The organism is Spirulina major PCC 6313 (assembly GCF_001890765.1).
Classification (GTDB): Bacteria; Cyanobacteriota; Cyanobacteriia; order Cyanobacteriales; family Spirulinaceae; genus Spirulina; species Spirulina major.
In genome coordinates, this window is record NZ_KV878783.1 from 3,436,275 (window position 1) to 3,450,199 (window position 13,925).

A 13,925-nucleotide genomic window follows, 5' to 3' on the forward strand; every position below is an offset into this window, starting at 1 on the left:
CCCTCAGAATGTTTTTGATTTTTTCAAGACATTTACAAAATTTTATATTATGATCAGGGGTTATATTATTTTTAATATTCAAAAATATAGTCATCCTTGCTACAGTTTAGATTCTGCAATTTTTGAGTTTCATTTCACTCACCTATCGTCATTCATTCACCCATCACTGCCGTGGTTTCTTCTCTTTCTCAGAATTCATCCCCGACAACAACTGCACCCATCCGCTGCACCGGCGCTTACGCCCTGCTCGATAGCCTAGTTCGCCATGGTGTGAAGCATATTTTTGGCTATCCTGGCGGCGCGATTCTGCCAATCTACGACGAAATTTACCGCGCCGAAGCTCGCGGCGACATTCAACATATTCTCGTGCGCCACGAACAAGGCGCATCCCACGCCGCCGATGGCTACGCCCGCGCCACGGGCCAAGTGGGGGTTTGTTTTGCCACCTCTGGCCCTGGGGCGACGAACTTGGTGACAGGAATTGCAACAGCGCACCTGGATTCGATTCCCCTCGTGGCGATCACCGGCCAAGTGCCCCGCAGTGCGATCGGCACCGATGCCTTCCAAGAAACGGACATTTGGGGAATCACCCTGCCGATCGTCAAAAATTCCTACGTGGTGCGCCGCGCCGAAGACATGGGGCGGATTATCGCCGAAGCGTTTCACATTGCCCGCACCGGACGGCCCGGGCCGGTGTTGGTGGATATTCCCAAAGATGTGGGCCTTGAAGAATTTGACTATGTGCCCGTCGAACCGGCCTCGATTCGTCTGCCGGGCTATCGTCCGACGGTGAAGGGCAATCCCCGCCAAATTAATGCCGCCATCCACCTGATGCAAAAGGCGAAACGGCCGCTGCTGTATGTGGGGGGCGGTGCGATTATTGCCGGGGCCCATGCGGAACTGAAACAGTTGGCCGAACAGTTTCAAATGCCCGTCACCACAACCCTGATGGGGATGGGGGCGTTTGATGAAAACCACCCGCTCTCCGTGGGGATGTTGGGGATGCATGGCACAGCCTACGCGAACTTTGCGGTGAGTGAATGTGATTTGTTGATTGCGGTGGGGGCGCGGTTTGACGATCGCGTTGCTGGCCGCCTCGATACCTTTGCCTCCGAAGCCCAGGTGATTCATATCGACATTGACCCGGCGGAAGTGGGTAAGAATAAAGCCCCTGATGTGCCGATTGTGGGGGATGTGAAGGTGGTGTTGCAACAGATTCTTAACCGGGTATCGGAGTTGGCGGTGAATCCGGATGGGGATCAAACGTTGCTATGGCGCGATCGCATTGACCACTGGCGCACCGATTACCCCCTGGTTGTGCCCCACCATCCCCACAGCCTCTCGCCCCAAGAAGTGATCGTAGAATTGGGTCACCAAGCCCCCTACGCCTATTTCACAACGGATGTGGGACAACACCAAATGTGGGCGGCCCAGTTCATCAACTACGGCCCCCGGCGGTGGATTTCCAGCGCGGGCCTAGGGACGATGGGCTTTGGGATGCCCGCCGCCATGGGGGTGAAAGTGGCACTCCCCGATGAGCAGGTGATCTGCATCAGTGGTGATGCCAGTTTCCAGATGAATCTCCAGGAATTGGGAACCCTCGCCCAGTACGACATCGCAGCGAAAACCGTGATTATTAATAACGGTTGGCAGGGCATGGTGCGTCAATGGCAAGAAACCTTCTACGGGGAACGCTATTCGGCCTCGAATATGCAGCAAGGCACGCCGGACTTTGTCAAACTGGCCGAAGCCTACGGGGTGAAGGGGATGCGTATTCACGATCGCAGTGAATTAAAAGATGCGATCGCGGAAATGCTCGCCTATGACGGCCCCGTCCTCCTCGATGCCCATGTGAAAAAAGACGAAAACTGCTACCCGATGATTGCCCCCGGTCAATCCAACTCCCAAATGTTGGGTCTGCCCCAAAAAGACAGCATCGATCAAGCGGTGGGCATCATTCACTGTAGCCACTGTGGCGCGAAAAACGTCAGCACCAATCGCTTCTGCCCGGAATGTGGCACAGCCCTCTAGCTCACGATTGGTCTGCCATTGAGGGGATACCCCATGCAATAAAGAGGAGAGCGATCGCGATCGCTCTCCCCCGGTTTACGCCGATTTTCTGCCGCGTCGCCCACGATGGAGAGAAAATCTCGCTAGAATCACAACGGAGAATCCCCCCTACCCCACGCAATCACATCCTATGGCTTTCCTGCGCTGGCACTGGCTTTTTTTAAGCATCCTCATCCTGGGGGTGAGTTGTCGTTCCGCAGCCGACTCCTCCAACGCCACCGATGCCGATCAGCCCCCCTTTCCCGACGGCGATGTCCCCATTGTGAGCCGAGAGCCGACCCCCCGCCCCAGTCCGCCCCGCCCTCCCGGTTCCCCCAGCCCCCAAGTTAGCCCCAGTCCCAGCCCAACACCCAACGACGATCGCCCCTGGATCACCCTCAACGGCAACGGTGTTAGCCTGTCCCTGCCCCCAGACTATGACGGCGGTAACCCCAGCCAAGACTTTCAACAACTCCAGCAAAAACTCAACGCCATCAACCCCAGCTACGCCCGCCGTTTTGCCAGCATCCAAGACAATCCCGAAAGCATCGCGCTGTTAGCCTTTGATCGCAACAGTAAAGAAGCTGAGTTTTTAACCAATGTCACCGTGGCCGTTGAGCGCGTCCCGACGGAAGTCTCGATGGAACAGTATGTCCAAGCCGCCGGTCAGCAATTGTCCCAAGCCTATAAAATCGAAGCGCAAGCCTTGCTAACCGTTGGAACCTATCCAGCCGGACAGATTGTTGGCACCATCGTTGCGGATAATGATGTTCCCGTGAAGCAATTGTTTTATTTAGTGCAGGCGGAAAACCAATTTTGGATTATTACCTATGCCACCACTGCGGCGGAATTTGAACAACGGTTGCCCACCTTTCAGCGAAGTATCCAAAGCCTTAAACTGTCGTCCTGAGCCTTCTGCCTTTTTTCTTCTGTTCTGATGCAACTGAAACACGTCATCATCATCTATAAAGCGGGTCATCCCCTCAGTAAAAAATGGGCGGAAACCTGTGCGCGACAACTCGAAGCTTTGGGAGCACAGGTGCTCGTTGGGCCAAGCGGCCCGAAAGACAATCCCTATCCGGTGTTTTTGTCGTCGATTAATCAGCGGATTGATCTAGGGGTGGTGTTAGGGGGAGATGGGACGACGTTGGCGGCGGCGCGACATTTGGCCCCGGTGGGAACGCCGATTTTGGCGGTCAATGTGGGGGGGCATTTGGGGTTTTTAACGGAGCCGTTTGAGTTGTTTCGCGAGACGGAACAGGTGTGGGCGCGGTTGATTGAAGATCGCTACGCGGTGCAGCGGCGGATGATGTTGCAGGCCTATTTGCTGGAAGGCGATCGCATCATGCCCACGGTGATCAGTGAGCAATTTCTCTGCCTCAATGAAATCTGCATTAAACCGGCCAGTGTGGATCGGATGCCCACCTCGATTTTGGAAATGGAGGTGGATGGGGAAATTGTTGATCAATACCATGGCGATGGGTTGATCGTGGCGACCCCCACCGGCTCGACCTGTTACAACGCTTCGGCCAATGGCCCGATTGTGCATTCGGGGATGGATGCGATCGCCATTACGCCCATTTGCCCCCTCAGCCTTTCGACGCGACCGATCGTGATGCCCCCCGGCTCGGTGATTAGCGTTTGGCCCTTGGGCGATGTGGATCTCTATACCAAACTCTGGACGGATGGGGTGATCGCCTCGCAGATTTGGCCAGGGCAACGGGTGAATATCAGCATGGCGGACTGCCAAGCCAAATTTATCATCCTGCAAAGTGATCAATCCTTTTACCAAACCCTCCGGGAAAAACTCCACTGGGGCGGCACTCGGATTCACTACGACCCAGGGGCAATGAATTAATCCCTACGGTTAAGGCTACTGCTGATACACAACGTTCTAAGGTTGACCTCGCCTGCGTTTAATTCCCCTCTGTCGTCAAGGCAGTGCGCTAGAAGCTCACACTACAGAGGATTCCAGGCAGGATAGTGTGAGCCAGAGGCTCACACATGCCCCCTCCAGATTCGTAACTTGGGTTATGGATCAGCAGTAGCGGTTAAGGGGAGGCGGCTGGAGGCTTGGGCTGTTGAGAGAGCAGATCCGTAGCAGCAGCGGCGGGGAGGGGTTTTGACCAGAGGTAGCCTTGGCCGAAGTCGCAGTGGAGCGATCGCAACCGTTCCGCATCCTCTGGGGTTTCAATCCCCTCGGCAATGATATCCATGCCCAAGGTATGCCCCAGGTCAATAATCATCCGCACGATCGCATCATCTTCGGCACTGTCGGCCATGTGACGCACAAAGGATTGATCCACCTTGAGGGTATCGAGGGGAAACCGCCGCAATTGGCTCAGGGACGAGTAGCCCGTGCCGAAATCATCCAAACTGAGCCGACAGCCCAAGGCCTTGAACCGCAACATTAAATCAATTGCCACGTCCACATTGCCCATCACCATACTTTCGGTAATTTCCAGCTTGAGGCAATGGCCCGGCAGTTCAGCCGCTATGATCCATTGGGCGAGACGTTCCACCACATCCCCCTGATCAAATTGGCGACTGGAGAGGTTAATGCTCATGATTAACCCGGCGTGGGGAAAGGTGCGCGTCCATTCTTGAATCTGGGCGATCGCGGTCTGACCGATCCAATCCCCCAGGGGCACGATCAACCCCGTTTCCTCCGCCAGGGGAATAAATGCCCCCGGTGCAATAAAACCCCGCTGGGGATGAATCCAGCGCACCAAGGCTTCAAACCCGGCAATCCGGTCGGTGGCGAGATCCACAATCGGCTGATAGTAGAGGGTGAATTCTTCAGCGGCGATCGCCCGCCGCAAATCCGCTTCGAGGTTAAACCGCTGCACCGTTTCCGCCTGCATCCCGGCACTAAATACGGCATAGCTGTTGCTGCCTTTCGCTTGGGCGCGATACATGGCGGTGTGGGCATCGCGGAGGAGATCCGCAGGGCGGTGGGTCTGTTGTGCGTTGGGAACGGTGATGCCGATGCTGGCGGCTAGGGAGGGGGGAAGGTGGGTTTGGAGGGTTTCAGCGGTGGCGGTGAGGGCGGCGGGATCGGCCAGGGGCAGGGCGATCGCAAACTCTCCTTCGCTGATCCGGGCGATCTGCGCCGTTCGTGGCAGATGGGTGCGGAGGGTGCATTCAATGCGTTGCAGGAGGCGATCGCTATGGTGGGGATCAAGACTACGACTGATCAACATCCAATGATCCAACGCCATCCATAACACCCCCACCGGAGCCGCACGGCGTAAGCGGGCCTCAAGCTGCCGTAGGAATGCGGCTTCATTGAGCAGTCCGGTCACGGGTTCATGGTTGGTGGTGTAAAACAGGCGGTGAGCCATGGCGACTAGCAGCGCCGTCCAGAACCCGGCGATCGGTTCCGCCACGGGAATCCAGACCCCTTGTCCCCAACAGACCCAACCCACCCCGATGAGCAGCACCGTTCCCAAGGCCCCCACCCCCACCAACACCGCCGGATGGCGCAGATACCAGGCGATCGCCCCCCCAAACACCACCCAAGCCCACAACCCGATCCACTCCCCCAGCGGCGAACTCCCCCGCCACGGACTGACCCGCCCCGCCAAGAGATCCAACAACTGCCGCACCATCTGCCCATGAATCATCACCCCCGACATCTGCACCTTCCCGGAACCTGACCGGTAGGGCGTAAAGCGCGCATCTTTTAAACTCGGAGCCACCGAACCGATCAGGATAATCCGGTCGCGAATCAGGTGGGGATCAACGTCTGTGGTGAGGAGGGTGGTGAGGGTGATCGTCGGGGCAACGGGTTGACGGCCAGCATAGTCGAGGAGGATTTGATAGCCGCGATGGTCAATCTGTTGATAGCCGCCGCTGGTGGCACTGAGGCGCGGCAAGTACACCTCGTTAATTTGCAACGCCTCAGGGGTGACTTGGATCGCAGGAGGAGCTATCGCCCCTAAACCCACCCGCAGCGCAAAGGAATAATAGTCGCGATCGCTCCCCGCCACAAACAACAAATTCCGACGCACCACCCCATCGGGATCTAACACCAGATCATTAAACCCCACCCGCTCCGGGGGAACCACCGCCGGAGCCGGAATCCCGTTGCTATTGTCCGTAATCGCGATCAGGTTCGGAGCCTGTAACTGCGCTGTCAAGGCAGCCGTACCGGGCGGGTGGAACAAGTCACGATACAGATCTAAACCGATCACCGTGGGGTCATGGCGTTGGAGACGGCGCAGGGCTTCGGCTAGCTGTTGATCCTTGAGGGGCCATCCATAGCGTTGCAAATCCGTCTCAGTGATCGTGACGATCAACAGACGCGCATCTAGGGGCGCATCGGGTTCGGCTTGGACGAATCGATCAAAAATCGCCAATTCCAACGGTTCCAGCAGACTCCAACGCTGCACCCCCTGATAGCCCACCGTGATCACCACACTGGCTATCAACACCGAACGACTCGCCACCCCCACCATTCGAGGCCACACCGGCAGCCTCGCCCCGCCCCAATGAATCAGAACATCCGGGCGGCTCAGGTGCTGTCGCAGTTGGTCGATCAACTTCGCCCCAAACTTGAAAAAAGGTGACATGGGATGAACAAAAAAAAGCAGGGACGATGCACTATGTTGTCTTAACGCATCTGAAATTTATAGAACCTACTGGCGTGACCCATATTAATCGGTGGGTTACGGCGGATTGCTGGGTTGCCGTGATAGTAGGATTTTAATCCGCCTAACCCACCCTACAATAACTACAATAAAGTAGCATTTTAGCTGTGCCATGATCGTAGGGTGCTGTGGTAGGAACGGCTAAAGCAACGCACTGAGGGCATCGAGTCCCAGATCTGTGAGGAGTTGGTTCCACTGGGCTTGTACCTGGGGATGGTCGGGATAGGTTTGGTAGAGGGCGGCGAGAATCGCGATCGCATCACTCCAATGTGCCCCCGCTTGCGCGATCGCCGCCTGGTTTAATTGGGTTGGAATATCCTCCTCCTGGATCTCAGCCAAATCTTGCGACCCCGCCACCCGTTTAAGCCAGCCCTCCACCACCAGATCTTGAGAGGGATCAGCTTCATCACACAGCACCGCAAAATACCAATGATAGGGCTGCTCCAAGGCCAAAACCGCCGCCGGAATCTCAATCCCCACCAAGGTTGCTGCCACCGGAACCGCTCGCCGCGTTTCATACAAAATCTGCCCCTCATCATCCAACACCAATAACTCCACTAGATGCTCTGCACCCAAACTCGGCATCACAAAATACAACATCGGCTCTGTGGCCGCCGTCACTCCCAAATTCGTCACCGGATTCAAGGCAATCAAGGGCCGCACCCCCCGCGCACAGCCGCCCCTCGTGCCGCCCCCCACTCGTTGGCCGGGAAATTCACTGCCGCTATTGTCCTCTGCCCATGCTGCCGTGATCGGCTGGGCGATCGGGACGCGGGGCGCAAGGGTCGGCAACACCACCCCCCCGATCACACATCCTCCAACGATGCCCCCTAAGATTGTCCGAATCATCATGTTGTGGTCTCCACTAAAGGCCATTGATGCTATTTCTATTCTGACCGTCTTCCTCATTGATTGCCCAGCATCTCCTTGAGTTGAGGATGATCCTTCGGCTCCCGCAGCCTATCCCTAGGACTCAAATCCTTGCGTCTGAGGCAGCCGGTTGTAGGATCAAAACAGAATCATTAAACAATGGGGCTTATGGAGAGTCAGCAATCCGGTATTTCCTGCCATGACGATGATGTCATCGCCTTTGGTGACAACACCTTTAAGGTGGGAAAGTTTCGTAAAGCGGTGCAAGACTGCTTTGGACATGATATTGGGTATGGCTTAATGGCGTTGCTCAAGAGTGCGGGGGTGGCGATCGAGGCGAGGGCCGTGAGTCCGACGGGAAATAAAGAAGATTTTGCGCAATGGTTCACCCAGGGGATCGCCTGTGAATTGCTGCAAACGGATACGCCAGGCTGGAAAAATGCGCGGGTGAAAATCACGATTGATATTGAGGTGATGCCGGCGATCGCGCCCCCGTCTCGCCCCAATCCCAACCCCCAAGCCTTTGATGAGTTTGAAGACCTCGAATTTGAACGCGATGTCACCCTCCATGCAGATGTGTGGTCGGATGGCTAAGCATTTGAGGGAATCGAGGCAGTGAGGCCAAAGGTGAAGGAAAAAGCCGCATTCAGTCAACCTCACGTTATCGTTTCCCCATCGAAAAACCTTGTCCCCTAAAATGGACCGGACTGGCATTTTTACGCGATCATGATTATTGGTGATCCTCTCTGTGTGTCGCTAACCCATGGGCTATTGCCTCAATCCATATTGTCCCTCTCCTGACGATCCTCGCAACCTTGAGAACGTCACCTGCCGTCATTGTGGTTCAGATCTGATCCTGTGCGATCGCTACCGTGTTCGGGGTTTACTGAGCGATCACAGCGGTTTTGCGAAGATTTTTGAGGTGTGGGACGGTACAACGGTCAAGATCCTTAAAGTCCTCAAAGCGGAACACAACACCAGCGAGAAAATTGTCAGCCTCTTTAAACAAGAAGCCCTCGTCCTCAGCCAACTCCACCACCCCGGCATTCCCCGCATTGATGACCACGGCTATTTTGAATATTCTCCCCGCGACAGTGCCTATCCGCTCCATTGTTTTGTGATGGAAAAAATTGACGGGCCAAATCTCAGCCAGTGGATGCATCAACAGGGTAATTTGCTGATCAGTGAATCCCAGGCTCTTGATTGGCTTGAACAACTCACCACCATCCTGCATTTAGTCCATCAAAAAAATTATTTTCATCGTGATATTAAATTGCAAAATATCATGATGCGCTCAACGGGTCAGTTGGTGTTGATTGACTTCGGGACAGCGCGGGAAATGACCTACACGTACCTCGCGAAAGCGGGTCAATCTGGCAATATTACGCGGGTCAGTTCGGCGGGCTACACCCCCCCGGAACAGCAGCAGGGCCACGCTGTCCCCCAATCGGACTTTTTTGCCTTGGGGCGTACGTTTGTGTATTTACTGACGGGGAAGACCTTAGAGGATCGCGATATTTACGACCCGCTTGCGAATGAATTTCGCTGGCGACACCATGCCCCGGATTTATCCCCGGCGTTCATGGCGTTTATTGATCAATTAATGGCCCATCGGGCGGCGGATCGTCCCCCGGATACTCAAACCATGCTGCGGCAGATTGTGGCGTTGAAGCGATCGCTCTCCCAGCCCGACAACTTCTTAGTTTCTGCCACCCCCCCCGCAGATCTGACCCGACTTCCGGAAACGGCGCTGCAAGTGTCCCCCGAAAGCCCCACCGTGCCCCAGGAGTCCCCGGATCGCCGGTCTTGGCCCTTGGGGTTAGGGATTGCGATCGCGCTCCTGTTGGGAGGCTACGGCAGTTGGCAGGTCTATCAAGTTGTGCAGTTGCCGACGATTACCCAAACCCTCCCCAGGGGTTTTACCGGCCATCAAAGTTTTATCAACAGTGTGACGATTAGCCCCGATAGTCAAACGGTGATCACGGGCAGCGCCGATAAAACGATTAAGGTGTGGGACTTGGCGACGGGGGCGATCCTGCGCACCTTGACCGGCCATGACAGTTTTGTCAATGCGATCGCCCTCAGTCCTGATGGGCAATTTTTGATCAGCGGCAGTGCCGATAAAACGATTAAAGTGTGGCAGATCAACACCGGACAATTGATCCGCACCCTGACGGGCCACACCAATTTCGTCGATACCCTCATCCTCAGTGACGACGGCCAAACCCTCGTCAGTACCGGCGCAGATCGCACGATCCGGATCTGGGATTGGCAACGCGACGCACCCCCCCAAACCTTAACGGGACATCAAGGGTTTATTAATGCCCTCGCCCTCAGTAGCGATGGGCGGACACTGATGAGCGGCAGTGCTGACCATCGCGTCAAGGTCTGGGATTTAATCACGGGCAAGGTGCGCCATACCTTAGAGGGTCACACGGGGTTTATTAATTGCCTGGTGGTGAGTCCCGATGGCCAGTGGGTGGCCAGTGGCAGCGCTGATAAAACCATTCGCATTTGGGATGTGAAAACGGGGCGGGTGCTGAAGGTGCTCAACGGTCATCAGGGCTTTGTGAATGATCTGGCGATCAGCCCCGATGGGCGGTGGTTGGTGAGCGGCAGTGCTGACCACCAGGTGAAGGTTTGGGACATGACCGATGGGACATTACACCACACCCTCACAGGACATCTCAGTTTTGTGAATCGGATCAAAATTAGCCAAGATGGCCGCTGGATTGTTAGTGCCAGCGCCGATCAGACGATTCGCCTCTGGAATTTGAAGACGGGGGATGCGATCGCCACCCTCACCGGCTACCCCCACCATATCAATGATTTTGCCATTAGCCCCGATGATCAATTTGTGGTGACCGGTAGTGGTGCGAGTCAACTGGCGATCTGGCCCGTGGAATTGTGAACAACATCAAAAAACAGGACGAGAGTGAAACCATCTCGCCCTGTTTTGGGGTGCTATGACGGGAACCAGACCGCGATCGCTAAGGCATGGGAATGTCCACCACCGGGCGATCAATGGAAATACTCAGGTCACTACTCGGAGCGGGGAGCGTGGGAATTTCCACCACCGGTTGATTAACGGCAATCATGAGGCTTGAGGAGGATGCATCCAGATTGCCGGGGTCGTTATGGGCTAAGCGGGGTGACAAGGGTGAACCGGAAAAGAAGAGCGACAAAGCACCCACCGCCGCCGCTGCGATCGCACCACCACCCCAAGCCCAGCGCGACCAAACCCGACGATGATCTTCCGCCTCAAACACACCAGCCAAGAGATCCTCGGTGGATTGTTGAGGGGCAGGAATGGGAAGGGTTTGCAATCCGTAGCGCAGTTTTTGGAGACGACGGTGCAGGTGTTGGGCTGTGGGGTCATCGGCAAGCCAGGTTTGAACCTCCTGACGTTCAGCAGGGGAGACCTCACCGTCGAGGTAAGCGCTGAGCAGTTCAAAACGATCGCGTTGGTGAATATCCATGGGGGACTCGAAATCAGAGGAATCAGAGGGTAAAGAATAGCGGTAGTTGGCAGCAGGTCGATCGTTATTGGTTGTCATGACAGTTCACCCCATTAATGGCTTGACAAATCCCTGATAGCTTGGTGTACATTTTATCCCGATTAACAGGCGATCGCGAGAAGAGCACCCAAAATAGTTAATCATCCGTGAGATACGGTGTTAATTCATCTTGTAACTTCAACCGCGCCCGCGCAATACGAGATTTCACAGTACCGAGGGAAACCCCCGTCATTGCTGCGATTTCTTCGTAGGGTAAGCCTTGAATTTCCCGGAGCACGATGGTAGTCCGAAAGGCATCGGGCAGATCTGCGATCGCCAACTGGAGTTTTTCGTAAAACTCCCGCGTTGCCAACTGGTCATCCGGTTGGGGAGCATCACAGGCAATCTCCCAATTCATTTCCCCATCATCAAAACGACGCGGCGCATCGAGAGACAACGGCGGAGCATTGCGTTTCCGTTTGCGTAATTCATCGTAAAACAAATTAGTCGCAATTCGACCCAGCCAGCCTTTAAACTTGCTCGGCTCTTTCAGACGACCAATATTACGATAAACCCGAATCCACACCTCTTGAACCAAATCCGCCCGGTCTTGCCAGTCCGGAGCCAGATGATACAAAATCCGTTCCACATGGGGTTGGTAGCGGCGCAGCAACTCCGAAAAGGCTGCCCGATCCGGCTTCGATCCACGCTGACACAGCGTAATCAGATCATAGTTAGGAAGTTTGTTAAGCGACACCGATGCTGAGGATGAATAAGCCTCAGGGGCTGACCATGTTGCAGAAATGGATTGACTCATGGATCTTGGGGAGAAGTAACATCTTACCCTTCCCTCCTCCTAGACCCACCGGATTCAGGAATGTTCCCCTCAACCCTGCCCAAAGTTCCGCCAAACGACTGAATCACCCCAGAGTATGGATTACGGGAAATTAACGAGACCGGCCGTTTAGTTCGGCGAAGTCGATTCGTATTGACGGGCGTGGGATTGCAGCAAACTCGTGACCTGCTGCAAGACATCGCCATTTTTGAAGGCTTGGCGATCGGGATTCGGATCAGGAACCTGAAGATTCTGGGAAATCGCCTCGTTAATCTGTTCCCGAATCAAACCGTGAAGCTCTTCTTTGGCTTTCCGCCGCTGATAGGTCGCCCCTTCTTCCGTGGTGGCATAGAGCGGCGGCAAACGATTGAGGGCATAGGCAGCAATATCCCCCACATCTAGGGGTGGATCAATACTCGCATCGAGTTCCGCCACCCGACTAATGGATTCACTTAAGACTAATTCTTCCATCACATTGATGAACTGTTTTCGGGGTACGGCGACGACTTCCCCGGTTAATAACGCGCCCATTAGACGATCAAGCGCCATGTACTCTTCAATGGATAACTCCGAAGCCGTATCACAAATACGGCCTACTTCTGCCTCCATGGTCGGGGTCAGATAGCCATCGGATAGGGCTTGTTCTACAATTCGTTCTATACTCATAACGTTAATCTATGCTGCTATTGCCGGCGGATGGGGGGGCTTTTTTGGGGTTCCCAAACGTGTCACCAAAGAGGGACAACACTAGGGTTCGGGGGGTCGTGAAGACAGTCACGGAATCGTTCAACTAATCTCTCTACTCTAACCCGTCATATCGCCACGGAACGGGATCAACCGCGATTCCATTGACGTAGAGTCCCCAATGGAGATGAGGGCCCGTTGAGGCTCCGGTACTTCCGACCGTGCCAATGGTTTGGCCGGCTTGGACAAAGTCCCCTTCGCGCACGCTGATGCTGTGGAGGTGAATCATAATACTGAGCACCCCTTGACCATGATCAATGCCGACGGTGTTGCCGTGAATCCGGAAACCGTTGGCTTCGCGATCGACGAGGCGGATGTAGCCAGGGGCGGGAGCGACGACGGGCGTGCCGGTGCTGGCGGCGTAGTCTACCCCACGATGGTAGTAGTCTTGGGCGAATTCGCCATTGTAGTAGCGCCGCACGCCGAAGATGGTGGAGACGCGGCCGCTCGTGGGGCGGGTGAAGGGGATGCGGGCGTTCCAATGTTTTTCGGGGGAAACGATCGCTTTAAAGGCAGCGACGCGATCGAGTTCGTATTGGGTTGCGCCATTACCGCCGCCGCGTAGCCACAGGCGTTGGGTGGGAAAGGAGCGGTTTTGGAGTTGGAGGGGAACGGTGCGGGTTTCGCCGTCGCCTTGGATTTGGAGGGTGCGCTGTCCGGGGCGATCGAGGGGGGAGGTGGGGAAAAAGGCGCGGTAGCGATCGCCCCCCAGGGGGAAGGCGGGTAAGGCTTGGCCCCCGATGGTGATTTGAGGCGGCTGGTCGGGGTTATCCACTGCCACAACAATCGAGACCGTTTCGCCCAGTTTGGGTTGGGTGGGGGTCACTTGTACCTCAAGGGCAAGGGCCGGGGCCACCCAGGTGAGCAAACTTGTCCAAAGGCTGGCGGTGAGGGCAGGAACAGAAAGGCGGGAATTCAGCATGGTGGGACGCGATCAATCCGGTAACTTAATGGACTCAATGCTGCATCGTAGAATCATACAATCAGCCCAGGGTAAAGGGGCGATTGTGGCGTTAATGGCTCAGGTTATGATGTGGCTAAAGCCCGATGATAGGCGATCGCCTGCCGCCAAATCACGGTCTGCTGACCACTGGATTCCGTCAGGCAGAGGCAATGCACATCCTGCCAGAGAATTGATCCGGTGATCGTATCTCCCGTCACAACCTTGACTTCAATCGTCTGCTTGTCAGCCGTCCATTGTTGAAGTTGACGAACGCTGGGAAACCCAGTTTCAAATTCAGCCATAATTACAATAATCTAAGGGCTAGCCCGGAAACA

The 13,925-nt window shown here is 55.4% G+C and carries 12 protein-coding genes; 5 read left to right on the forward strand and 7 right to left on the reverse strand.

Annotation, left to right across the window (positions count from 1 at the left end; translation table 11 throughout):
* Positions 1-171: 171 nt before the first annotated feature.
* From ilvB to SPI6313_RS15130, 3 genes are all read left to right on the forward strand, one after another.
* Entirely contained in the window at positions 172-2,031 is a 1,860-nt protein-coding gene (gene ilvB, locus SPI6313_RS15120; RefSeq protein ID WP_072621752.1) for a biosynthetic-type acetolactate synthase large subunit, read from the forward strand.
* Between the two features lie 169 nt (positions 2,032-2,200).
* Positions 2,201-2,959 (forward strand): hypothetical protein, encoded by a 759-nt coding sequence (locus tag SPI6313_RS15125; RefSeq protein ID WP_072621753.1) that lies wholly within the window; start codon positions 2,201-2,203, stop codon positions 2,957-2,959.
* Between the two features lie 27 nt (positions 2,960-2,986).
* Positions 2,987-3,907, forward strand: a complete 921-nt coding sequence (locus tag SPI6313_RS15130; protein ID WP_072621754.1) for an NAD(+) kinase — start codon at positions 2,987-2,989, stop codon at positions 3,905-3,907.
* Positions 3,908-4,100: 193 nt separating this feature from the next.
* On the opposite strand, the gene SPI6313_RS15135 is transcribed toward SPI6313_RS15130, so the two are convergent.
* Positions 4,101-6,623, reverse strand: a complete 2,523-nt coding sequence (locus SPI6313_RS15135; protein WP_084669053.1) for a putative bifunctional diguanylate cyclase/phosphodiesterase — start codon at positions 6,621-6,623, stop codon at positions 4,101-4,103.
* A gap of 219 nt (positions 6,624-6,842) precedes the next feature.
* A complete protein-coding gene (locus tag SPI6313_RS15140) occupies positions 6,843-7,553 on the reverse strand; it encodes a DUF928 domain-containing protein (RefSeq protein WP_175551157.1) in 711 nt (236 codons plus the stop codon).
* A gap of 186 nt (positions 7,554-7,739) precedes the next feature.
* Between SPI6313_RS15140 and SPI6313_RS15145 the strand changes: the two genes are divergently transcribed.
* A complete protein-coding gene (locus tag SPI6313_RS15145; RefSeq protein ID WP_072621756.1) occupies positions 7,740-8,165 on the forward strand; it encodes a KGK domain-containing protein in 426 nt (141 codons plus the stop codon).
* A gap of 169 nt (positions 8,166-8,334) precedes the next feature.
* Positions 8,335-10,482 carry a serine/threonine-protein kinase gene (locus SPI6313_RS15150; RefSeq protein ID WP_072621757.1) on the forward strand — a complete coding sequence of 716 codons (2,148 nt, stop codon included), beginning with the start codon at positions 8,335-8,337 and terminating at the stop codon, positions 10,480-10,482.
* A gap of 79 nt (positions 10,483-10,561) precedes the next feature.
* Here SPI6313_RS15150 and SPI6313_RS15155 read toward each other — a convergent pair whose 3' ends face one another.
* From SPI6313_RS15155 to SPI6313_RS15175, 5 genes are all read right to left on the reverse strand, one after another.
* On the reverse strand, positions 10,562-11,050 hold the full coding sequence (locus SPI6313_RS15155) for an anti-sigma factor family protein (protein WP_139276773.1): 489 nt from the start codon (positions 11,048-11,050) through the stop codon (positions 10,562-10,564).
* 175 nt (positions 11,051-11,225) lie between these two features.
* Positions 11,226-11,885: a sigma-70 family RNA polymerase sigma factor gene (locus tag SPI6313_RS15160; protein ID WP_072621759.1), complete on the reverse strand. Its 660-nt coding sequence runs from the start codon at positions 11,883-11,885 to the stop codon at positions 11,226-11,228.
* A 147-nt stretch (positions 11,886-12,032) separates the two neighbouring features.
* Positions 12,033-12,569, reverse strand: coding sequence for a late competence development ComFB family protein (locus SPI6313_RS15165; protein ID WP_072621760.1), 537 nt, complete (start codon positions 12,567-12,569; stop codon positions 12,033-12,035).
* Between the two features lie 133 nt (positions 12,570-12,702).
* Positions 12,703-13,569 (reverse strand): M23 family metallopeptidase, encoded by an 867-nt coding sequence (locus tag SPI6313_RS15170; RefSeq protein WP_072621761.1) that lies wholly within the window; start codon positions 13,567-13,569, stop codon positions 12,703-12,705.
* 104 nt (positions 13,570-13,673) lie between these two features.
* Positions 13,674-13,892: an Hfq-related RNA-binding protein gene (locus SPI6313_RS15175; RefSeq protein WP_072621762.1), complete on the reverse strand. Its 219-nt coding sequence runs from the start codon at positions 13,890-13,892 to the stop codon at positions 13,674-13,676.
* Positions 13,893-13,925: the final 33 nt, after the last annotated feature.